At 59.8% G+C, this 23,072-nt stretch carries 18 protein-coding genes and 1 pseudogene; 10 read left to right on the top strand and 9 right to left on the bottom strand.

Annotation, left to right across the window (positions count from 1 at the left end; translation table 11 throughout):
* The 3 genes from DFO48_RS25830 to DFO48_RS17485 all read left to right on the top strand — a co-directional run.
* On the top strand, positions 1–5,031 hold a 5,031-nt coding region (locus DFO48_RS25830; RefSeq protein WP_114864243.1), incomplete at its 5' end, for a type I secretion C-terminal target domain-containing protein.
* Positions 5,032–5,262: 231 nt separating this feature from the next.
* Entirely contained in the window at positions 5,263–5,991 is a 729-nt protein-coding gene (locus tag DFO48_RS17490; RefSeq protein ID WP_114864242.1) for a transglutaminase-like cysteine peptidase, read from the top strand.
* A 65-nt stretch (positions 5,992–6,056) separates the two neighbouring features.
* Positions 6,057–8,042, top strand: a complete 1,986-nt coding sequence (locus tag DFO48_RS17485; protein ID WP_233506434.1) for a LapD/MoxY N-terminal periplasmic domain-containing protein — start codon at positions 6,057–6,059, stop codon at positions 8,040–8,042.
* A 68-nt stretch (positions 8,043–8,110) separates the two neighbouring features.
* Here the strand turns inward: DFO48_RS17485 and DFO48_RS17480 are convergent, their stop codons facing one another.
* Complete coding sequence (locus DFO48_RS17480) at positions 8,111–9,100, bottom strand: bile acid:sodium symporter family protein (RefSeq protein WP_003073238.1); 990 nt, start codon at positions 9,098–9,100, stop codon at positions 8,111–8,113.
* Positions 9,101–9,219: 119 nt separating this feature from the next.
* On the opposite strand from DFO48_RS17480, the gene DFO48_RS17475 reads away from it, so the two are divergent.
* A complete protein-coding gene (locus DFO48_RS17475; protein ID WP_114864240.1) occupies positions 9,220–10,152 on the top strand; it encodes a LysR family transcriptional regulator in 933 nt (310 codons plus the stop codon).
* Between the two features lie 4 nt (positions 10,153–10,156).
* On the opposite strand, the gene DFO48_RS17470 is transcribed toward DFO48_RS17475, so the two are convergent.
* Positions 10,157–10,474, bottom strand: a complete 318-nt coding sequence (locus DFO48_RS17470; RefSeq protein ID WP_114864239.1) for a hypothetical protein — start codon at positions 10,472–10,474, stop codon at positions 10,157–10,159.
* Between the two features lie 962 nt (positions 10,475–11,436).
* Here DFO48_RS17470 and DFO48_RS17465 point away from each other — a divergent pair.
* Positions 11,437–13,005 (top strand): sensor domain-containing diguanylate cyclase, encoded by a 1,569-nt coding sequence (locus tag DFO48_RS17465; protein WP_114864238.1) that lies wholly within the window; start codon positions 11,437–11,439, stop codon positions 13,003–13,005.
* A gap of 711 nt (positions 13,006–13,716) precedes the next feature.
* Here the strand turns inward: DFO48_RS17465 and infA are convergent.
* Positions 13,717–13,980: a translation initiation factor IF-1 gene (gene infA, locus DFO48_RS17455; RefSeq protein WP_003061434.1), complete on the bottom strand. Its 264-nt coding sequence runs from the start codon at positions 13,978–13,980 to the stop codon at positions 13,717–13,719.
* A 23-nt stretch (positions 13,981–14,003) separates the two neighbouring features.
* On the bottom strand, positions 14,004–14,222 hold the full coding sequence (locus DFO48_RS17450; RefSeq protein WP_003073225.1) for a hypothetical protein: 219 nt from the start codon (positions 14,220–14,222) through the stop codon (positions 14,004–14,006).
* A 458-nt stretch (positions 14,223–14,680) separates the two neighbouring features.
* On the opposite strand from DFO48_RS17450, the gene DFO48_RS17445 reads away from it, so the two are divergent.
* The 4 genes from DFO48_RS17445 to DFO48_RS17430 are packed head-to-tail and all read left to right on the top strand — an operon-like array spanning position 14,681 to position 17,255.
* On the top strand, positions 14,681–15,085 hold the full coding sequence (locus DFO48_RS17445) for a group III truncated hemoglobin (protein WP_003073223.1): 405 nt from the start codon (positions 14,681–14,683) through the stop codon (positions 15,083–15,085).
* On the top strand, positions 15,078–16,343 hold the full coding sequence (locus tag DFO48_RS17440; RefSeq protein ID WP_114864236.1) for an NnrS family protein: 1,266 nt from the start codon (positions 15,078–15,080) through the stop codon (positions 16,341–16,343). Before DFO48_RS17445 ends, DFO48_RS17440 begins: the two co-directional genes overlap by 8 nt.
* A gap of 13 nt (positions 16,344–16,356) precedes the next feature.
* The gene (locus DFO48_RS17435; protein ID WP_114864235.1) at positions 16,357–16,818 is read left to right on the top strand and encodes an Rrf2 family transcriptional regulator; all 462 of its coding nucleotides are present in this window, start codon (positions 16,357–16,359) and stop codon (positions 16,816–16,818) included.
* The gene (locus DFO48_RS17430) at positions 16,815–17,255 is read left to right on the top strand and encodes a CopD family copper resistance protein (protein ID WP_114864234.1); all 441 of its coding nucleotides are present in this window, start codon (positions 16,815–16,817) and stop codon (positions 17,253–17,255) included. The genes DFO48_RS17435 and DFO48_RS17430 overlap by 4 nt, the downstream gene beginning before the upstream one ends.
* Before the next feature lie 62 nt (positions 17,256–17,317).
* Here the strand turns inward: DFO48_RS17430 and DFO48_RS17425 are convergent, their stop codons facing one another.
* From DFO48_RS17425 to DFO48_RS17405, 4 genes and pseudogenes are all read right to left on the bottom strand, one after another.
* Positions 17,318–18,043 carry an FAD-dependent oxidoreductase gene (locus DFO48_RS17425; protein ID WP_114864233.1) on the bottom strand — a complete coding sequence of 242 codons (726 nt, stop codon included), beginning with the start codon at positions 18,041–18,043 and terminating at the stop codon, positions 17,318–17,320.
* A gap of 694 nt (positions 18,044–18,737) precedes the next feature.
* A complete protein-coding gene (locus DFO48_RS17415) occupies positions 18,738–19,649 on the bottom strand; it encodes an NAD(P)-dependent oxidoreductase (RefSeq protein ID WP_114864232.1) in 912 nt (303 codons plus the stop codon).
* 36 nt (positions 19,650–19,685) lie between these two features.
* Positions 19,686–20,273 (bottom strand): SDR family NAD(P)-dependent oxidoreductase, encoded by a 588-nt coding sequence (locus tag DFO48_RS17410; RefSeq protein WP_233506433.1) that lies wholly within the window; start codon positions 20,271–20,273, stop codon positions 19,686–19,688.
* 825 nt (positions 20,274–21,098) lie between these two features.
* Positions 21,099–21,268, bottom strand: a pseudogene (locus DFO48_RS17405) (transposase); the annotation flags it as partial.
* 25 nt (positions 21,269–21,293) lie between these two features.
* Between DFO48_RS17405 and DFO48_RS17400 the strand changes: the two are divergent.
* Entirely contained in the window at positions 21,294–21,548 is a 255-nt protein-coding gene (locus DFO48_RS17400) for a hypothetical protein (RefSeq protein WP_199407020.1), read from the top strand.
* An 81-nt stretch (positions 21,549–21,629) separates the two neighbouring features.
* Here DFO48_RS17400 and DFO48_RS17395 read toward each other — a convergent pair whose 3' ends face one another.
* A complete protein-coding gene (locus tag DFO48_RS17395; RefSeq protein WP_114864231.1) occupies positions 21,630–22,943 on the bottom strand; it encodes a ferric reductase-like transmembrane domain-containing protein in 1,314 nt (437 codons plus the stop codon).
* Between the last annotated feature and the right edge of the window lie 129 nt (positions 22,944–23,072).

The following is a 23,072-nucleotide window of genomic DNA, read 5'->3' as shown; positions in this document are numbered from 1 at the left end:
ATCGGTACCGTCAAGGTCACCATCGGCGGCCAACCGGTCACCGTCACGGCCAATGCCGATGGCACCTTCAGCGTCACTGTTCCGGCCGGCACCACTGGTGGCATCGTCGTTACGGTTCCGACCAACAACGACGTCGTCTTCGAAGGCAGCGAGAAGCTGACCCTGCAAGCCACGCTGACTGGCACCACGGCCAGCGGCACGGCACTGCCCCCGGGCATCACCGACACCGGCAATGCCGCCATCGTCGACACCCAAGGTCCGGGCGCTGACGTGCCGACCCTGGACGTCTCCGATCCGGGCAATGTCAACGAAGGCTCCGACGCCGTCTTCAACGTCACGCTGGGCAAGGCGGTTGATGCCAACACCACGCTGACCTTCAAGCTCGGCGGCGAGATCGAGGCCAACGACATCGGTACCGTCAAGGTCACCATCGGCGGCCAACCGGTCACCGTCACGGCCAATGCCGATGGCACCTTCAGCGTCACTGTTCCGGCCGGCACCACTGGTGGCATCGTCGTCACGGTTCCGACCAACAACGACGTCGTCTTCGAAGGCAGCGAGAAGCTGACCCTGCAAGCCACGCTGACTGGCACCACGGCCAGCGGCACGGCACTGCCCCCGGGCATCACCGACACCGGCAACGCCGCCATCGTCGACACCCAAGGTCCTGGCGCTGACGTGCCCAAGCTGGATGTCAAGGATGCGGGCGATGTCATCGAAGGCAACGCAGCGAACTTCAACGTCAGCCTGGACAAGGCAGTTGATGCCGAAACCACGCTGACCTTCAAGCTCGGCGGCGAGATCACTGCGGCTGACCATGGTGTTCCCACTGTCAGCATCGGCGGCCAGTCCGTCACCGTCACTGCCAACGCCGACGGCACCTACAGCTTCAAGGTGCCCGCAGGCACCACAGGCGGCATCGTGGTCACGGTTCCGACCACGCCCGATGGCATCTACGAAGGCCGTGAGAGCATGACCTTGACGGCGACGCTGACCGGCGCCACCGCCAGCGGCACCGCGCTGCCCCCGGGCATCACCGATAGCGGCAATGCCGCAATCGTCGACATCAACAAGCCGCCTGTCGTTGGCGGTGGAAACACGGCCGTCTCCGAAGAAGGCCTGGCTGGTGGCATCAAAGACAGCAATGGCACATCGGATACGACCGATTCGCCCCAGGCGAACGGCCAACTGTCGATCACCGACGACAACAACGCCACCTACAGTATTACGCTGGTTGCGCCCGCCAATGGCGCCCTGACGTCCCACGGCACGCCCATAGTCTGGGTGCTGTCCGACAATGGACACACGCTGACGGGCCGCGCGGGCAGCACGGACGCCATCGTCATCAAGATCGACGATAACGGCGCCTACAACGTGAAGCTGCTGGCTCCGGTCGATCACCCCGACACCTCGCGTGAAGACACGCTGGGCCTTTCGGTCGGCGTCAAGGTGTCGGATGGCGTCAATCCAGCGGTGTCCAGCAACATCAACATCACGATCGAGGACGACTCGCCAGTGGTGCAACCGAACGACCCCGTCTCGGTGCAGACCGCGAACATCCCCGACGTCTACACGGGCAAGGTGAGCTTCGCTGGTTCCCAGACCAGCACCAACCAGATGAAGATGACCTTCGGCAATGGCGCGATTGAAGTCACGGCCAAGGGCTTCACGTCCAAGTCTGACTTGACGCTGATCGACGCCAATGTCAACCAAAGCAAGACCGGCCTGGGTGTCGCAAGCAAGGATGCGCCGTATCACAACATCGCCAACGAAATCGACTACCGCGTTGGACCGGATGGCAAGGGCGCGTCCGAAGAACTGACCATACGCCTGACTGGTGGCAAGGTTGCCTATGGCGCCACTATCGATTTCGGCGCCATGTACGGCGGCGAGGTGGAAAGCGGCGTCGCGAAGTTCTACCGCAATGGCGTGTTGATCGCCGAACGCACCTTCACCTCCGACCAGAACGGCGGCGACTATGCGGCCAACTTCCGCGTCGAAGAAGGCGGTTTCGACACGATCGTGATTTCGGCCACGGACAACCACAAGAACTCGTCCAGCGACAATAGCGACTTCACCGTCACCGGCATCACCTTCCTGGGTAGCAATACTGTCCAGGCTATCGCCTACGGCGAAGGCACGCTGAATTACGGCTACGGCGCCGACGGCGCAGGTCGTCTGGAACTGACGGGTGCGGAAGGCGGCCTGAAGACGCGCGACGGCGCGAACATCACGACGACGCTGAGCAACGGCAATCTGATCGAAGGCCGCGACCCGTCGGGCAATCTCATCTTCGAGATGCGCTTGACGCCGGCCACCGGCAAGTGGGAGTTCTATCAATACCAGCCGATGCAAGGCACCGCGGACGGCAAGCTCGATTTCAACTACAAGGTGACGGATGCCGATGGTGACTCCACCGCTGGCCACTTCGAAGTGGCGGGTGTGGAACCTCCTGCTCCCAGCGTCAACATCGAGGACTACAACCTCGCTGCGCCGGGCGCCATCAGCGTCTCGGAAGCTCTGGCCTCCGGTAGCGGCACGTTCACGATCACCGCGAGCGCAGGCCTGAAGTCGCTGACGCTCGACGGCCCGGGCAACGCCGACGCGTCCCTGACGCTGGACCGTTTGGCCGACCTGGTGAACAATCCGGTCACGCTGACGACCAGCAAAGGTACGCTGACGCTGACCGGATACGACCCGACGACCGGCAAGGTCAGCTACACCTACCAGAGCAGCGGCCCACAGTCGCACACCGGTGACGACACCAACGTGCAGGACCACTTCCAGATTACGGTGGAAGACAAGTTCGGCGGCAAGGCAACGGGCGACCTGGGCGTGCTGATCACCGACACGGCCCCCAGCCTCAAACCGATCGCGGAAAGCTCGGCGCTGTCTTCGCACGGCACCAACATCATGCTGACGCTGGATACGTCCGGCAGCATGAAGGACGGCAGCGGCGTGTACAACGGTTCGACACAATTGTCCCGCCTGGCCGTGCTGAAGTCCTCAGTCAACAGCCTGCTCGACAAGTACGGCGAGGCCGGCGACGTGCGCGTTCTGGTTCTGGAGTTCAACAGCAGCGCCACGCAAAAGGGCAGCGGCTGGATGTCTCTGGCGGAAGCCAAGGCGTTCGTCAATGCCCTCGTGTCTGGTGGTGGCACCAACTACCAAGACGCGTTGAACAAGGCCATGGCCGCCTGGGACAACTCCCCGACGGGCAAGCTGGAAGGCACTAACGTTCAGAACATCTCCTACTTCTTCACGGATGGGGAGCCCGTGAATGGCGCTGTCGGTTCCTCACTGCAGACGACCTGGGAGAAGTTCCTCACCGCCAACCATATCAACTCCTACGGCATTGGACTGGGCACAAGCGCGACCGGTGGCTACATTGATCCGGTCTCCTACAATCCAGACCGTCCCGGCGACAGCAACACCATACTGGTGACGAACCTGAACGGTCTGGACGCTGCGATCGACGGCACCATCGCGCCACCCATCAACGGCGACATCGCCGCGGGCGGCACGCTGGGCGCCGACCTGAGCGGCGCGCGCATCACGCAGCTGGTCATCGAAGGCAAGACGTACAACTACGATGCGGCGACCAACAAGGTGACCGCCACCTCGGGGGCCACGTACAGCTTCGACGCAGCCACGTCCGAACTGACAGTGACCACCGCGCATGGCAAGTTCACGCTTGACATGGCTGGCGACAATCTGGGCAACTACCGCTACGTGCCGAAGACGGCTGGCACCGACACCATCCAGTTCACGGTGCAGGACGGCGACGGCGACAAGGCAAGCTCCAGCATCACGGTCAACGTGACGCCACCGGTGTACCAGACCCCGGACGCGGTGGACGACAAGATCATCACCAACATTCTGAGCACGCAGCTCACGGTGCAATCGGGGTCGCTGCTGGCCAACGACGTGCGCGGCACTGGTGCGCTGACGATGGGTCCGCTGACGGTGAATACGGGCTGGGATCAAGGCAAGGACTTCACACGCAGCACTGTGAAGACCTATCCCTTCTCGAGTTCAGGCAACAGCACCTCGAACAAGGAGCTCTCGATCGTGCGCGGCGACTTCTCGAAGGCGGGCGGAAGTGCGAACCAGGCCGAGGTGAAGGTCAACGGCTATCTGGCGAGCGTGGGGGCCAATGGCGGCAACGATCAGGATCTGCTGAAGATCTCACTGGTTGCCGGCGAGGTGTTGACGCTGAGCCACAACCTGAACAACGGTTGGATCAGGGTGGAGTACCGCCTAGCCGGCTCGGGCGATCAATATACCGTCGTCCCGAGTGGCGGCAAAATCCCGGTGACGGAGTCGGGCGACTATGAGATCCACGTCGTTAACGTTCTCGACAACGGAAATGGCTCCAACGCCGCAGAGACCTACACCCTGACGATGAATATCGACTACAGCGGCGTAAACCTGGATGGTTCCACAGCAAATGGCTCGTACACCATACAGACAGCCGACGGTCACAGCGACAGCGCTAATGTCTCAGTAAGCTACCAGTCGGGTGACCATCTGGTGGGCACCAACGATAGCGAAATCCTGATGGCTGGCTCCGGCAACGACACGCTGAACGGCGGCAAGGGCAATGACGTGCTGGTCGGCGGCAAGGGCGATGACACCCTGATTGGCGGCGAAGGAGATGATATTTTCCTGTGGCTCAAGGGTGATCAGGGAACCACTGCGGCTCCTGCCAAGGATGTGATCAATGACTTTGGCAAGGGCGGCTCTGACGTCAATGGCAATGATGTGCTGGACCTGCACGATCTGCTCCAAGGGGAGGAGAAGAGTTCGGATCTGTCTCAGTTCCTGAATTTCTCCAAGAGTGGTGCAGATACCGTGCTCAAGGTCTCCACCGATGGGAATCTGGGTGCTACAGGCTCCAACTACGATCAGCTGATCACGTTCAAGGGAGTGGATCTCACCGCTGGGCACTCGTTGACCACCACGGCAGACCAGAACGCCTTGATCAAGGAACTGATCGATCAAGGCAAGCTCAAGATCGACCACAGCTGATAAACAGCCCCGGCAAGGTCAGGCAGAAGTCTTGGAGTATCAAGTCTTCTGCCTCTTCGCTCGGCAGTGATCGGCAGGTTGTTTCAAGAGCTTGCTTGATTGGTTACATTTGTGAGCATTGAATCTTGACTGTGTTCTCGTCGAACCATCAAGCTTCATAGCAGTCATCACAATATTCACAGGCGCTTCAAGCAGATTCTGTCTTGGGTGCCTGCTCTTCCGGCAACTCGATTGAGCACTTCGCCCAGCCTTCTGTTTCCACATGCCGTGGAAAAACCGCAGCGCCTGTCGCGCAGAGGCATGCTTTTGTATGGCTCGGCGCTTGTCGGGGGCTGGGCGCTGCAGCGCGGGTTTGACGCCGCGGCGCTGGATTTCGATGCTGAGCGGCTGCACAGCAGCATGCAGTCCCGTTATGGCAGCGCAGGCGTCCAGAGGCTGAACCAGTGGCAGGTCATGCTGCAGGCCCAGAAAGACAGGCCGCTGCAGCAGCAGTTGTCGGCCGTCAATACCTTCTGGAATCGCGCCGTGCTGCAATCAGAGGACAGCATGCTCTGGTCCCAGCCCGACTATTGGGCCACGCCGCTTGAGACGCTGGGCAAGGGTGCGGGCGACTGCGAGGACTACGTTATCGGCAAGTATTTCTCGCTGCTGCGCCTTGGCGTGGCGGTCGAGAGACTGCGCCTGATCTATGTGCGTGCCCGGCTGGGCGGTGCAGGCAGCACGCAGAGCATCGCGCATATGGTGCTGGGCTATTACGAGACGCCTGCAGCGGAGCCGCTGGTGCTGGACAGCCTGCTGGACAACATCATGCCGGCCGGCCAGCGCAAGGACTTGACTCCTGTGTTCAGCTTCAATGCCCAGGGTGTATATGTCGCGGGTGCACAGCCTGCTTCGGTGGACAGGATCACGCGCTGGCGCGATCTGCTGGCGCGCATGAAACAGGAGGGTTTTTTGCCATGAATGCCATGTTTCGCGCTGCAGGCAGCGAAGCCCTATTGAATGGTCGACACAGATAAGGCAGCAAGATGTCGTTGTTGAAACAACTTTTGATCAGCGTGACGGTGGCCATCGTGGCCATCCTGATTGGCACCCTGGCTTTCAGCATCGGTGCTGCACGCCAGTATCTGGACGGGCAGTTGCAGTCCGAGAGCGAGAATGCCGCCTCGTCGCTGGCCTTGTCGCTGTCGCAGCCGGCCAATCAGGACCCGGTCACTCAGGAGCTGCTGATGATGGCCTTGTTCGATGGCGGGCAGTTCAAGCTGATTCGCCTGGCCTCGCCCCAGGGCGAAACCTTGTTCGAGCGCCAGCGCGATAACAGCACTGCCGATAGTTCTGCCCCTGCTGCGAAGCTCAAAGACAGTGGTGCTCCGCCGTGGTTTGTCGAGATGCTGCCGCTGCGCTCGCCAAAGGCGGAGCGCGTGATCAGCGATGGCTGGAAGCAGGTTGGGCAGTTGACGCTGGTTGTGGACAACAGCTATGCGAGCCAGGCACTGTGGGGCAGCAGCGTGCGCCTGGCGGGTGTGGTGGTGCTGGCCGGGTTGGCCTGGGCTTTCTTTGTAGTATTGCTGTTCAGATGGTTTCGCAAGGTCTTGCAGCAGGAAATCTCGGCCCAGGTTCAGGCTATTGGACGGCAGGCCGGCAGTGAGGGCCCGGCGAAGCCCGCCAGGGCCGCAGTGGCCGAGCTGGTGCCCGTACTCAGCGCCATTGCAGACACCCGGGAGCGGGTGCAGGCTACGGCGCAGGAGCAAATGGAGCGCATCGAATCACTGGAGCTGGAGGTCAATCGTGATCCGGTTACTCAGCTGCCCAATCGCAAGTACTTTGTCAATGAGTTGCGTCGCGCGCTGAGCGGAGCTGATGGCGCTGCGGCACATGGCCATGTGATGCTGTTCAGGCAGCGTGATCTGCTGGCTCTGAATGCGCAGATGTCCCGAGCCAGTGCCGATGCCTGGCTGGCGGCGATGGGCGAGCAGGTCAATCAGGTGTTGAAGGGTCATGCCGAGTGCAAGGCTCAGCTGGCACGCCTCAATGGCTCGGACTTTGTGGTGCTCATGCCGGCCCTGGCCGGACCTCAGGCCATGTCTCTGGTGCAGCATATCCGGCAGGTGCTGCTGTCCATGCGCGTGACTCTGAGCAATGGTCAGTGGTGCCGCTGGAGCTTTGCCTTGACCGATTACTCTGCATCGAGCTCGGTGACCGGTGTGCTTGCACGATTGGACTACGGTTTGATGCGTGCGGAGAGTTCGGGCCAGGCCGAGGTGGAATATGTGGCCTACGGGGATGACGAGGTGGTCTCCGACCTGGCCGGTGAAACCTTGTGGCGTCAGATGCTGATTGCGGCACTGGAAGCGCAGGATGCACTTTCCCTGTCCGTTCAGCCGCTGCAATTCAAGGGGCGCAACGGGATGCAGGAGCGTGGCGAAGCGTCGCTCTCGCTGCGCACTGCGGCAGGCGAGACCTTGATGGGGTCGCTGTTCCTGCCGGTGGCCGTGCGTCTGGGCTTGTCGGCAGAGTTTGATTTGCGAGCAGTGGCTCTCGGGGCTGCGTGCCTTGAACAGAACGACTGCGAGCTGGTCATTCGAATCTCCTTGCCCTCGCTGGCCCAGCCGGACTTCCTGGGCCGACTGCGTGAGGAGCTGAGTGCGCCGAAGTGGGGACATCGCATGTCCTTGCTCTGTCTGGAACTCGATGCCCATGGACTGACGGCCTACCCCGATGAGGTGGCCGACTTCTGCCGGGCCATGGCACTGGCCGGTGTCGGCGTCGGACTGCGTCGTCTGGATCAGCAACCCATGGGCCTGACCAAGCTCCACACCTTGCCGCTGCGCTATGTGAAGCTGGGCAGCGAGTTCTCGGAGCAGGCTGCTCAAAGCCCGGGTGCCCTGCATCTGCTGCAAGCCATTGTGGAGACCGCGACAGGGCTGGGGATCCAGGTGGTGGTGAACGACTCCGTCAATGCGGAAACCGCACAGCTGCTGCACAAGCACAATGCGTTGACGCTGGCGGCCTGAAGCGGCGGGTCGTCCAAGTAAGGAAAAAAGGGGCGCACAAGGCGCCCCTTTTTATGGGTCAGCTGCTCTTAATGAGGCGCGCTCTCATCGGCAATCTGCACGCGCCTGGCATAGCGCTGTGCCAGCACGGCGCAGACCATGAGCTGGATCTGGTGGAACAGCATCAGCGGCAGCACAATGGCGCCCACGGATGCGGCGGGAAAGAGCACGTTGGCCATGGGAATGCCGCTGACCATGCTTTTCTTGGAGCCGCAGAAGACCAGCGTGATCTCATCTTCCTTGCTGAAGCCCAGGCGACGTGCGCCCCAGGTGGTGATGAAGAGTACGACGGCCAGCAGAATGCAGCACAGCACGATCAAGCCCAGCAGTGAGGGAATCGGAGTCTGCTTCCACAGGCCGCTGATGACCGCAGCGCTGAAGGCTGCGTAGACCACAAACAGGATGGAGCCCTGGTCCACCAGCTTGATGATGGAGGCGCGACGCTGCAGGAAGCCGCCGATCACGGGGCGCATCAGATGGCCAATGACAAAGGGCAGAAGCAGCGTCATGGCAATCTTGCCGATGGCATGCAATGCATCGCCGCCTTCCGCATTCTTGTGCAGGATCAGGCTCACCAGAATCGGCGTGACCAGAATGCCCAGCAGGGTAGAGGCCGATGCACTGCACACGGCGGCAGGCACATTGCCGCGCGCCATGGAGGTGAAGGCAATCGCCGATTGCACCGTGGCGGGCAGGGTGCAAAGAAACAGCACGCCGATATACATCTCGGTGGTGACCAGAGGCGAGAGCACCGGGCGCAGTGCCAGCCCCAGCACGGGGAACAGCACAAAGGTGGCGATGAAGATCCATACATGCAGACGCCAGTGACCTATGCCTGCGAGGATGGCCTGGCGCGAGAGTTTGGCGCCATGCAGAAAGAACAGCAGGCTGACGATGCCTGTGGTGACAAGCTCCACATATTCGGCGAACTGGCCGGATGCAGGCAGAAAGCTGGCGAGGACGACGGTGGCAATCAGTGCCAGCGTGAAGTTATCGGGGACAAAGCGGGGGCGAGACATATTCTTGAGCGGAAGCCATTCATGCAAGGCACCGGGCCGGTGCGCGATGGCTGCGTATTGGACACGCAATCCATTTAAAAGAGAAATGGATTTATTCGATAGACCTATAATTTTTTGATATGAATATCAGCCTGCGCCAACTGCGTGCCTTTGTGGCAGTGGCTCAAAGCAGCAGCTTCAGCCGCGCTGCCGATGCCCTGGCATTGACCCAGCCTGCCGTCAGCCGCAATGTGACGGACCTGGAGCAGGCCATGGGCTTGCTTTTGCTGCATCGAACCACGCGTGAGGTGGAACTGACCGAGGCAGGCCGTCTGCTGCTGGGCAATCTCTCGCGGGTGCTCGAGGATCTCGATGCCTGCCTGCTCGAAGTGCAAGGCCTGGCGACGCAGCGCAAGGGCCGCGTGAAGGTGGCCAGCAGTCCCACGCTTTCCGCCAACCTGCTGCCGCAATGCATTGCGCGTGGCAGACAGCAGTCGCCAGGCGTCAATATCCAGCTGCTCGATCGCATTCAAAGCGATGTGCTGCTCAGCGTGCGCAGCGGGGAGGTGGATTTTGGTGTGGTGATCGACCCATCCGAGAAACAGGATCTGCACGCACAGACCATTCTGACCGAGCCCTTTTGTCTGGTCTGCCTTTCCTCGCATGGCCTGGCGCGCAAGAAGGAGGTGCACTGGGCACAGCTGGCCGGTGAATCCCTGGTGCTGCTCGATCATGCATCAGGCAGCCGCCGCCTGATCGATGCGGCGCTGCAGGCGCATGGCGCGGCTGCATCGGTGGTGCAGGAGGTGGGGCATACGGCCACCATCTACAGCATGGTGCAGCAAGGTCTGGGTTTGAGCGTGGTGCCGCGTCTGGCCATTCCCGCAGCCTGGGCCGCTCGGACTGCTACGACTGCGGCAGCTGGCAGTGCCGCTTTGGTCAGCCGTGCCCTGGTGCCCAAGGTGCAGCGCAGCATCATGCTGGTCAAGCGCCAGCAGCGTGAGCTATCGCCTGTCGCGCATCTGGTCTGGGATCTGATCGCAGAGGAGGCGGTCGGTCTGCTGGGCCAATAGCGGCTCAGGGCCTGAGCACGATGCGTGAATCAATCACCAGCCCTTGCGGTTGCGGCGCGACATATATCGGCTGGGGTGGGGCTACATAAACCGGTTGCGGCGCATAGTAGGCATCTGGACGGTTTCTGCACTTGCGCTTTTCCTTGTACTCGCCATTGCTCTTCCACTTGCGCTCCACTTTGCAGTGGCCGTCCCAGTACTCCTCCTTGTGCTCGCGCTTGTGGTGATGGTGGTGATGGCGATCATGTGCCTGGCTGCTCAGTGGCGTGGCAATCAGCACCACAGGCAGGCAGATGGAAACAAGAGCAAGGATTTTCTTCATTGTGGGTGGGGCAGTCCATGGTCCGAGCCATGGCCGCATCGGTTTCAAAACGCTGCGAGCATAAGCGCAATGCACCGAAGAGACTGTATCAATTCATGAGCGAGACTTGTGCTGTGGCTGTGCGCCGGACGTGCGTGAGGTGCTGGTTCTTATATAAAAGAGAGCGGCTTGCGCTTGAGCTACTTCAGTTTTGACATGATTTCTATCTGAAATTAAGTAAATTCAATTGAAGCAAGCTATTAAAAATATAGCTGCGCAATGGATGGCTGCATTGATCTGGACCGTGGTAGACGCAGCCCTTGAATGCCATGGCGTCAAGGGCCGGACATTGATCTCGCAAACCGGCGCAGGAATTGGCCGCGTCTCGCAAGACCGCTTTGGGCCAGATCGCCTTTTTCCTATCGCGGCATGTCTTCGCCAGAAGAGGTTTCGAACGGCTGGATTGCAAGTCTGCGCCGTGGCGGCTGCATTCCGGGCAGATGCTTGCTGATGGTGTTGCCTTGGTTGCGGTAGCTTGCGCGTGCTGGCAAGAGATGGCTCGGCGCTGGTGCCGTCTATCGACGGATCAATGGTTCCATAGGGGAGCGACCCCATCTCCTGCTGACTGGATGGATCACCCGTCTGCCTGCTGTTCCCATTAGCAAGCCGGGCAGGCAGAGCCTGAATGTCTTCTGTCGGGCACCAGGCACAGTCTGGCAGGTGCTGCCACGGCCCTGGCCGCCCTGGCCATCGTGGCAGGCCAGGGAGCTGTGCCGGAGTTTCTTTGGGCAGCAATGTTCGCTGCGGCCCCGTTGGCAGCGATTGAGCCGTGGCCTCAGATTCTGCTTCGTCTGCTGCTTTGTCCCATGTCGTTTCACGAGATGGTGGAAAATTCGTCCCGACCCTGTCCAATCTGAGCAGGGGAACTGCAGGCAATGCAAAAGTGCCGCTCTTGCCAGGTTGACGATGAGAGGAATGTTGAGGTGTGGTGTCGAAAGAAGAAGAGGGAGACCGGCGTCACCATTCGTGATGGCGTGCGCAAAGTTCTGACTGCCAAGCGCGATGCTCAACTGGCGACCAGTCTGTTGCTGGTAATCTGGGTCTCTGTAATGGTGGCCACCAGCTGGCAAATCTGGTCGGCGCATCAGCGCACCTTGAGCGAGATCGATACGAATAATCGCAATCTTGCGCAGACGCTGAACACCTATGCCGAGGGCGTCTTTACCCAGAGCTCCATGCTGCTGCTCGGCATGCTTGAGCGCCTGGAGGTGGAGGGCACCACGCCCGAGCATCTGGTCCGCATGCAACAGCTGGTCGGTCGCCAGGAGCATCTGCTTTCCCAGCTCAATGAATTGCTCGTCATCGATGCGAGCGGTAAATGGCTCATGTCATCGAGAGGGAAATTTGTCGACGGAGCCAACAGCGCCGACCGTCGCTTTTTTTCATATCACCGGGATAACCCGTCGCACGAGATCTTCATCGGTGCGCCCATACGCAGCCGCTCTACGGGTGAATGGGGGCTTACCATCAGCCGGCGATTTGAGAGCAAAGAGGGTGACTTTGCCGGGGTCATCGTTGTCGTGCTGGGGATAGAGAACTTTCTGCACTTGTTCGGCAAGATCGATGTCGGCGAGCAAGGGTCTATTGGACTGGCAACGACCAGCGGACAGTTGCTTGTGCGCTATCCATTTCGTGAGCAGGATCTGGGGCGCGACTTCTCTCGCTCCCCCAACTTTCTGCGCTACTACTCCAACCTGAAATCCGGAACGGCGTCTTTTGAGTCCGGCATAGATGGAACGGAAAGGCTGTATGCCTTCAGGAGCAATGAGCGTTACCCCATTTTCACGGTGGTGGCCCGGGGGCGGTATGAGGCACTGCAAGCCTGGCGAAGCCAGGCGCTGCTGACGGCAGGTGTGGTGCTAGGTCTGCTGGCAGTTGTCACACTGATAGGCTGGCGTCTGATCCTGCTCATCCGACAGCGTGCGCAGGCCGAGACATCCCTGATGGCCGTGCGTGAGAAGTTACTGGATGCAAACCTCGAGCTGGAGCGGCTGGCCACCCAGGATTCGTTGACAGGGCTGGCGAACCGGCGACGCTTCGACGAGGTGCTGCAACTGGAGATCCGCCGTGCCGCACGTGAGGGGACGGCACTCTCGCTTTTGCTCATCGATCTGGATCATTTCAAGGGCTTCAATGATCGATATGGTCATGTCGCCGGCGACGAATGCCTGAAAGCGGTGTCACGGCAGCTGGAGCTGTCGGCCAAGCGCTCAGGGGATCTGGCAGCACGTTACGGCGGGGAGGAGCTTGCCATCATTCTTCCCAATACCGCGCTGGAGGGGGGCATGCGCGTTGCCGAGGAGTTGCTGAAGTGCATACGAGGACTCGGCATTGCCCATGAGTCCAGCCAGTTCGGCCATGTCACCGTGAGCATAGGCGCGGCAAGCATACGGGGCAGACATGGACTGGCGAGTCCGCTGGATCTGGTTGAAGCGGCCGATCAAGCCCTGTATCGGGCCAAGGCGGCTGGGCGCAATCGTGCCGAGTGCTGAGCTGTCGGAGCTGCTCTCTCGGATCCTTTGACGACCTTCAAGCAATTTGAGTGCGCGAGCCGTCATTTCGAATCCGTGGTCTTGCCCAAGGGGAACCTTGCCTGGAGGTGTTTGTCGAGCCATGGCAAGGACGTTGGGCATGTCCGCAACCACGCAGGACACAGCAAATGCACCGAAGCCAGCTAGCGTATTCCTGCGAATATCCGGCCTGAACACTGGTGCCCGCGAAGGCAGGCAGGTTGGCCTATCGCATGATTCACGATAGGGCATCCTGTAGATGCATTGTTGATGCTGGCTCTGATGGTTATGACCTGCATCGACGCCAGCGCTACACGCTGGAAGGTCACCTATCTACAAGGAAGTTCAACACTTGCCGTGAGGGGCTGGAGCTGGGATGAGGCCGGCGGTAGCAACGCCACCCATGACTGGTGGCGGACTTTGTGCACGCCTGATGCCAGGCTGGTCAGGCTAGATGTGGGAATCTCAAGCAAATGGCGTGAGAGTGCTTCAGCGATCCATGTCGACACGCGCTGAAAGCAGTGCGAGCGTCGAAGAGCTCAAAGCTGAGCGCTGCGATCTGGATCTTGAGCCGGCAGGGCTTGTAATTGAGCTGCAGGCCGGGCGCTTGCACGGCACCGTGATCCTGCAGCTGGCACAAGCCCCATGTCAGGGCTGGTGGCCGTCGTGGCGCACCATATCAACCGCTGAGGTTTAGTGACGGCGCTGCTGAGGCGCAGGGTTGCTGTTGTTGGAACGCTCGATATGACGGAAGGTCAGGCGACCCTTGTTCAGATCATAGGGAGACATCTCCAGCGTTACCTTGTCGCCTGCCAGCACGCGAATACGGTGCTTGCGCATCTTGCCGCCGGAATAGGCAATCAGCTGGTGGCCGTTGTCCAGCGTCACACGAAAGCGGGCGTCCGGCAAAACCTCGTCCACTCTGCCTTGCATTTCAATCAATTCTTCTTTGGCCAAAATATTTCCTTTCTACGAAGAGGTCAGTTCAACTGGTTGTCCAGCACCATGCTGCGCCCCTCGGCGAGGGCATACTTGCTGGCCATATCCGGGGTGTCGAACTGGCGGATAAACCTGAAAATCCGGTCATAGGTTCCGCGTCGGATGGAAACCGCTGCAGCAATCTTGCCGGAGTGAGTCATTTGGGTGAGGGCAGTCACAATGTAGTTGCCGACACGCTCTGTGATTTGTTCTGTGTGCATATCGAGTCAACGGGCGGCAAAAACCCAGGCAAGGGCATGCCGACCAATGAAAATGAAGGAATCCAGCTCTGATGAGCCAAGATCAAATAGGCCAGCCGCTTGCGGGTGGCCTATGCTTCTTGCCATGGAGTGCCTTGGCTGTATGGAGCCAAGCGTGGGCAACGTGAGAACTGCCTGAGAGATACTGCGCAGGGCAAGTGCCACGCAGCAAGCCTGAAATTATAAAGCATTGTTCTTTTATGCGCAAATCGTGATGAAACCGAGACATAGCAGAATAAAAGCCCCAGGCTCTTGCGAACCTGGGGCTTTTATTCTGGTGCCGGAGATAGACGTTGTTGCATATCAGACCCAGGCCAGATTTATGCAACAACACACCATGCACCTGGCTACATGCCTGGTCATAAGATACATAATTGATGAATCTTATGTGATGTAACGGCTGCGAAAGGAATTGTGCAATGAGGATTCATGAGCTTTGCACTGAAGAGGAAGTCGTCAGCTTGGTGCACTCCTTCTATGCGCGAATACGCCAGGACGAGGTGCTAGGCCCCATCTTCGATGCACGTATAGCGGACTGGGACCATCATCTGACCAAGCTGGTGGATTTCTGGTCGGCCATTTTGCGGCGCACAGCACGCTTTTCAGGGGCCCCTATGCCCAAGCATGCTGCGCTACCGGGTCTAAGCCTGGAGCTGTTTGAGCGCTGGCTGGGCCTGTTCGAGATCACGCTGGCCGAGCAACCCAACCGCGCCATGGCCGATCAAGCATGGCAGGCGGCGCGCCGTATTGCACAGAGCCTGTGGTCGGGCTACCAGATGAGCCGTGATCCCAAGGCACTACCGGCGGTGGTGAGCCATGTCTGAGCTGCTGCAGATTGAGGAGCCGAGGGGGTCTGTGCCCCAACCCAAGGCTCCTGCACCCCAGTGGAAAGCCTTACTGGAGCTTGGCTTCAGGCCCTTGTACATGGCTGGTTGTCTGTGGGCTGCGGTGTCTGTCGCGTTGTGGGTTTTCGCGCCACAGTGGCTTGCGGGGCGTTTGGGCGGCGTGCTGTGGCATGCGCACGAGATGTTGTGGGCCTTTGTGGCGACGATTGCCGTGGGCTTTCTGCTCACGGCGGCTAGTAACTGGACCGGAAGCAACCCTATTCAGGGCCGGGCGCTGGGCGGGTTGTGCGTACTGTGGCTGCTGGCGCGCGTGGGTTTCCTGGTGGTGGGTGATACAGCTTTTGCTTTTGCCGTAGTGTGTGAACTGCTGTTTTTCGCCGCCGCTGCCGTAGTGCTTGGCCGGGTGATCTATGCAGCACGCAGCCGACGCAATTACGGCCTGCCGCTGCTGGTGTCAGGTCTGGGCGTAGCCGATGCACTCTTTCTGCGCTCGGTATGGCAAGGCAGCGACTACGCAACGCTGATGCATTACCTCTATGCAGGGCTGTTGTGCATGGCTGTGATTGCACTACTGGTGGCGCGGCGCGTTATTCCATTCTTCGCTATGCGGGCGGTGACGGATCTGCAGATTCCCATGCATACGGCCAGCGGGCAGTGGCAACTCTGGACTGGCGTGCTTGGCATTGTCTGCCTGTTGCTGGGATGGGTGCCGGGTATGGTGACCGCATTGGCTGTCACGGGACTCATCACCCTATGGCAGGTGTTGGCCTGGAAACCCTGGGCTGTGCGTCAGGTGCCGTTGCTGTGGATTCTGTATCTGGGTCATGCGGCCTTGGGTGCGGGCCTGCTGGTGGCAGCGCTCCAGGCGAGCAACTGGGTACTGCGCTTGGCCTGGCCGGTCCATGTGATCGGTGTGGCCGGCTTTGCGGTGCTGATAATCGGCATGGTGACACGTACGGCTTTTGGCCATCTGGGGCGACCATTGCGCGCCGATGGGAGCATCGTAGTCATGTATGTGCTGGTGCTTGCCGCCGCTTTGCTGCGCCTGCTGGCGCTTCTGCCTGCGGGGCTCCCTCAAGCCGCGTTGCACGCCTCGGCGCTTGCATGGGTGGTGGCATTTGCTTTGTACCTGTGGCGATTTGTGCCCTTGCTGATTCGGCCGCGCCTGCCACCAGATGGACTCTCAGCGGCTCAGCCGTCAAGACATGTCGTCAGCAAGTCCAGAAAATCTGTTTGAACGAGATCACTCAATGCGTCTAACCCTGATGACCGACTATGCGCTGCGGCTGCTCATGCATGTGGCCCAGCGGCCAGAGCGCCTGTGCACGATTTCCGAGGTTGCACAGGCTTACAGCATTTCCGAGGCAAATCTGATGAAAGTGACGCATCAACTGGCCCTGCAGGGCTGTATAGAGACGGTACGTGGCAAGGGAGGCGGCATGCGTCTCGCCCGTGAACCTAAGCAGATCCATATCGGTGCAGTGATACGTGGACTAGAGTCCGACTTCACGCTGGTGGAGTGCTTTGGCAGCGACAGCCGGTGCACGCTGACCGGCGACTGCCGCCTCGCTGGCATGTTGCAAGGAGCTTTGCACAGCTTCATGGCGCATCTAGATGGATTCACTCTTGCGGACCTGATGCCGCCAACGTTTGTCAGCGCAGTGCCGTTGATTCCTGCCAGACGACTGTCAAGAGAGGAGGCCCAGACATGAGCTATGGCCTGCTGATCACACTGCACCTGCTGGCCGCCGTGGCGTTTGCAGGCACAGTGTTCTTCGAAGTCGTGCTGCTGGCCAATGTGCACAGCCGGGTGCCGCGGCAGCACATGCTCCCCGTGGAGCAGGCGTTGGGGACACGCGCCACCGTCGTCATGCCCTGGGTGTTGCTAGTGCTGTATTTTGCGGGAGCAGGCTTGGCCTGGCAGCATCGCTCGGTACTGGCGCACCCATTGGCCAGCAGTACCGGCATGCTGATGGTGCTCAAGATTGCTCTGGCGCTCAGCGTGCTTGCGCACTTCGCCAGCGCCATGTGGTGGCGCCGCCAAGGGCAACTTGATGGACGACGCTCGCACCGATTGCATCTGAGCGTGTTCTGCCATGTGCTGGTCATTGTCCTGCTGGCCAAGGCCATGTTCTATCTGCACTGGTAGGAGCCTGGCGAGGTATGCCAAGCGGCTGCATCCAAATGCGTCATGGCAGACTTTTCCCTTATTCAATATCCAAAGAACTCCTCACTACGCACATCGTCCTCATCAATGCCGGCTGATAGCAGCAACTGCTGCATTGCTGCCACCATGGAAGGTGGGCCAGCAACATAAAAGATCGGATTAGCCAAGCCCTCAATGGCCTGCTGGAGCCACTCTCTATCGATCGTTTGTGTATCACCACTCCAATCCAGGGCAGAGTGCGCCATATCCGTCATGGTGGCCTTGAGCCGGAATTTGGGATTCGTCTTTTCGAGAGCTTGAAGCTCAGAGAGAAACGCCGAATCTTCCGGACGACGATTGGAATACAGCAAAAGCAAATCCTGCTGTGACTGCTGCATTGCAGCGTTTCGCAACATGCTCATGAACGGCGTCACGCCAATCCCACCGGCGATGAGCACACCCGCTCGCGCCGTGTTTTTGTGCAAGGTAAGCGAACCAAATGGTCCATCGATGTCCAACTCAGCACCTACGGGCAGAGCTGCCAAAGCGCGTTTGTAAACACTGTCCCTCATCCGCGTGGCAAACACTAATTCACGCTCGTGTGGCGCGCTGACAATGGAGAATGCGTGACATCGCTCCTCTTTGCTCTCTCCGGGGGGCGCGCCCGGAAGCTGGATTTCAAACGCCTGTCCAGGGCGGAAATCAAACCCCGCCGGTTTGGCGAGATGGAAGGCCATCGTACCCTGTGCAACCTCTTCGCGTTCGAGGATTTTGCTGTGCTCCATGCCCATGATTCACTCCTTCGCAATCAATGGATCTACGCATTGGATGTGTCCAATGGAGCAAATATTCCCGTCAATCGATACCCACCGTGAGAAACGGGTCGAATTGGGCGTTCTCATTGAACCGACCACCTCAGCCTGTTATGGCAGCGTTCGGCCAGAAGCAGCCCCGTTCAGCACGAGGCCGCGAACGGGAGGCCTAGTCTGTCGACTGTCGCTCAACTCGAAGATGCCAACGACTGCAAGTGCCCAGAGGATTCATTGGAGCGTGGCCTCCTCAAAGGTCCGCTCCAAACCTAAAAGCAGTCGCTAAACTGTCACGAATTTCGGGTGACCGCTTTTACCTGCGCCGCACTGGTGCTATCGACTCTGAGCGGCTGTTCAGTCAGAAGCTCGAAACCCGTTGCTAAGCCAGACTGCACGTGCAGCACCAAGGCATCCAATGGGCGGGACAGCGACCTTCAGGACATGTGTGTAGTTCACCATCGTGCTCAGGTCCGAATGTCCCAGTGGCTCCTGCACCGTGAGGATGGCGGCTCGAATGTTCGGTTCATCTTGGTCTCGACCAAGCTGCGCCGGTAGTCATTACTCTAGTTTTTCCATAGCTTGCAACCGAAGCGCCTGCATGCGGCTATTGCTGCATGCAGGCTAGGGATAGGTCAACAACGCCTGGCTACACCGTGTTTTGCTATGTTTTTAGCGATCAGGCCGCTTGCAACTGGCCTGTCAGTACCTGGTCTACGGCTTCCTGCACGGCTCGGGTCACGTCGCCGCGGCGGTACTGCAGACGGGGATCAGCTTCATAGCGCACCGGCGTGCCACGACCGGCCGACAGAACCTCGTCCGGCAGCATGGGGTGGCTTTGATCCAGCGCGGGCACCACGGTGTCGCTACCCAGGCTTTTGAAGAACAGTGTGAAGAACTCGGCAAAGCTCAGGTTTTCATCGCCCACCAGATAGGCTTGGCCGGATTCGCCATGTTCCAGAGCCGCAGCTACGGCTTCGGACAGCGACTGTGCGGACATGAAGTTGGTGCCTCCCGTGGGCCCGAAGATCGGCATATCGCCCATCTTGCCCTGTGCGTAGGCGGTGTAGGCCTCAAAAATGGGACTGGGCAAACCGGGCACAGCACCCACCATGAAGGGTGCGTTCAGGCTGCAGACCTCGAAGCCTGGCGCGGCTAGTGCGCGTGCTCCCGTGCAAGCCAGATAGCGAGAACGCACATACGGATCGCTTTCGGCCAGCTCGGGGGCCACATGCGGGTAGAAGCTGCCGATCAGCACGGCTTTGCGGATGCCTGCTTCGCGAGCCAGCGCAAAGAAGCGGGGCAGGGCCTCGCCATTGGAGTGCAGCCAGTGGGCGGGAGCATCGGCCTCGGGTGGCACATGGCGGATGTCATTGCCTGCGGCAAAGACCATGGCGTCAAAGCCTTGCAGGTCTTCCTTGCGCGCGTTGCCGGCCACAAAGTCGATGGACACAAAAGGCAGCTGGGCCATGGGCGTGGCTGCTGGCGCAGGCCTGCGTGCGGCGATGGTGACCTGATGGCCCAGGGAGTGCAGATAAAGCGCGGCGTGGCCGCCCAGCAGGCCGGTGCCGCCAACGATCAGAATATTCATGAATTGTCCTGTGTGAAATCAACAAGAGAAAAGTGCTCAGGCGGGCTGGGCCTCGGGCCGCAGCTGTGCGGGCGCGCCCTGGCTGGCGTCGATAAAGCCGTTACCAGTAATGACGGGGATGGTGGTCCACGCGCCGCTGGGGTCGCGCATCCAGCCGCCAGCTGCCATGGCGCCGCCATCGACTGTGAGCGTGCTACCGGTCACCCACGCTGCCAGCGGGCTGGCCAGGTACAGCGCTGCTCCTGCGCAGTCTTGTGGCTGGCCAAACCGGCCCAGCGGAATCCAGCGCGGAATATGGTGTTTGTTGGCATCGGGTATGGCCAGGCTGACGGGCACTTGCCGGGTTTCGGTGGTCTCCAGAGCAATCTCGTTGGCGCGAATGCCTTCGGGCGCCAGCTCCAGCGCCAGCGTGCGGGTAAAGCCACCCAGCGCCGCCTTGAAGGCCGCATAGATGGCGCAGGTTGGTGCACCACGCAGCCCTTCGATGGAGGACAGGCTGATGATGCTCGCGCCTGCACCCTGCTTGCGCAGCAGCGGCAGCATGGCGCGCGTGACATCAAAGATATGGCGCAGGGCCCACTCTGGAGGAAACCCCATCATCCACCAGGCGAGTTCTGCCGGCATTGGTGATGAAACGTTTCCGGGAGGGGCTGACCGCAGGGCGCAGAACGGCGCGGGTGGTTCGGGTCACCGGGGCTTCGGAAGTTGGGGTCGAATGCATGGGGTCTCCTGAGGGCAAAGAAAAAGCCCGCGAGCGGTTGCTGCGGGCTTGAATAGAGTGCCGGTGACCTTTTGGGTCGTGCCTGGGAAAGAAGGTGAGAGGGAGGGAGGAGAGAAGCCCAGGCCCGGCATAACAGGTAGATGGGGCGAATTCTGCATGATGCTTTTAGGGCGATCAATACGAGTTCGGCTTACACGAAAGTGGGGGGGGATCATCTGGTGTGACTACTGTCGCCACGACGCAGATGCACCGAGTTCCTAATTGACGGCAGTTCAGGCCCATTCCTCAGTTGCCGTACCTGCCTGAGTGGCCACACCGGATGGCTCTGACTTTGGTGCAAAAAAAGCCACCCTGTGGAGGGTGGCTTAAAGAGGCTTCTCTCACATCTGAGTAGCTGCGCTCATTCAAAGACATTACTTAAGGTGAATGCTTTCACAAACGGTTGGCCTTGTCAGTATTTTCTATTGACTGATACATATTGATGCCAATTTTCTATCATTGATGATCCCGCTATAGTCCTGCGGGGGAAGGCGCATGCAGGCCGCATGCTGGCTAAACGCTCACATTGCAGAATCTCCAGGCACAAAAAAACCACCTCTGGGGTGGCTGATAAGAGAGAGCCCGCGCGGGGCGGGCAAAGATCACTCAATGAAACCGAGGTCACGCAGCGCCTCTGTTTCCTGGGTGTCCTCGGCGTCCTCGATCAGGAGCGCGTCATCGGGCTCATAGCCGAACAGACATTTGATGGTCAGACAAAACTGGATGGCAGCATCTGAGAAAGTGCGATTGCGACCACGCTTGTCGCTTGGAGGGGCGAACCACGGCATGCCCTGGTCCAGCCAGATGGTCAAGTCGCCTCGGGCCTTCACGCCTCGGCCTTCAATGCTGCGTTGTACACCTTCCAGTTTGTGGTGCGCTAACGCTTGCGCCCCCAGCTCGACTCACTCATCTGGCAAGCCTGCTGCACTGCGAAGCTGGAGTTATGCAACTACGCCCTGCAGACAGCCAAGCTCAATGCGGATGTGGCGATCCAGAGCAATGCCGTGCGCCTGGATGCAGCCAAGATTGGCCTCACGACATCGGCGCAGTGCGTGGCCAGCGCCTGGGGCAAGGTGTCCGCTTCGGCAGGTATCACTGGCGGAGTTGGCTGGAGCTATAGCGGATCGCTTGATCAGTGAGGAGCGTATGGTGACGATTCAATCCAGGCCAAAGCTCTGGCAGGTCTGGTGAATTTCTTCCGCGATAGTTTTATACCGTGCTCACCGAAATTCAAAGTGTTCTCTGTGAAGTTGCCAGGAATCCGCTGGCAGCGATTGCTTGAGGGTCAGCTCTAATTGCTCGCCCATGGCTGCAGGACCACAGAACCACACCCGTAGTGGCTTGTCGGCACCATAACGTTGAAGCACCTCTTTGGGCGTCCAGCGATGGCCGTCGGCAAAGATATCCAGATGCACATCCGGATGAAGCGCAGCAGCCTCTTTCAGCGCTTGAGCAAGGGGGTCGACCGCATGCTGGCATGCGTATTGCAGCCAGGCCTGGGGAGCATGGCCGTCATGGTGTAGTTGGCCTAGCCACGATAGAAAAGGAGTCGCGCCAACGCCGGCGCCAACCCATACGTGCACGGCACCATCGTCGTGATCCGGAGGCACAAAGCGACCATAAGGACCGTCCAGCTCCACAACGATACCGGGCTGCAGGCGCTTGGGCAGGCTGCGAGTCCAGTCGCCCAGTTGTTTGATGTGAAAGCGCACGACATGATCTTGCTGGTCGGCATCGGACAGCGTGAACGGGTGCGCCTCTTGCTCCCCTGCCAAGCGCAAAAAGGCGAATTGCCCCGCAGCATGGCCCGGCCAGGAATCATCCATACGGCACTGCAGCTCCAGCACATCGCCAAGCTGCGTGAATGACAGTACGGTGCCCGCATGGGGATAGCGCGAGCGCAGGTCACGCACCAGTTGCATCACGGCGGCGACGACGCCGAGGGCCATTGTCAACGCCAGCAGCCAGCCGCCCACACCACTCCAGTAGCCAGGAGGAGTCAGCACAATGCCATGGAACACCAATATCAGATACGCCAGAGGCATGAATCGATGAAACCAGTACCAGCGCTTGTATGGCACTGAGCGACGAGCAAGCGTAATGACCAGCATCAGGATCAATGCATAAAAGGTCCATTCGCCCAAGGTTTTGGCATAGGGCTTTAGGAGGCTGACCCACTCGGGCACGGGTACTTTGGCCAGCCTGCCAGTGCTGCCAATAGCCGTCGCGATGAGGGGCTTGGACTGCTTGGCCAGCCAATGCGCCAAGCTCAACGTAATGGCAATGATGCCCAGCCATTTGTGCAACCGGTATGCCTTATCCATGCCGCCCAAAGGCGACTCCACCCAGCGAGGGCGTAAGGCTAAAACCATGATGGCCGTCATGGCCCCCAAAGCCAGAATGCCGGTAAGCAGCATGCCTTCTTGCCGCATCACCCACAGCAGGTCACCAGGTGGCGACGGTGAGAGCCAAAAAGCCTCCACTGCCCAAATCACAAAGAAAGAAGCAAGGACAAGAAGAATGGAACGGCGCAAGACAGCACTCCGGTTGGCTCGATGGCCGGCAGAACCAGAGCAGAGTGCAGAAACAGATGCACGCAATAGCTCTGGTTCGTTCACCGCAGGCGGCTCCAGCACATTCGGGCTTGTTCAAGACTTATCGAG

Origin of the sequence: Comamonas sp. AG1104 (genome assembly GCF_003350425.1) — a bacterium.
In the GTDB taxonomy this organism is placed as follows: domain Bacteria; phylum Pseudomonadota; class Gammaproteobacteria; order Burkholderiales; family Burkholderiaceae_C; genus Comamonas; species Comamonas testosteroni.
Note: the sequence above shows the minus strand (reverse complement) of the source record. Positions and strands in the feature narration are given on the sequence as shown.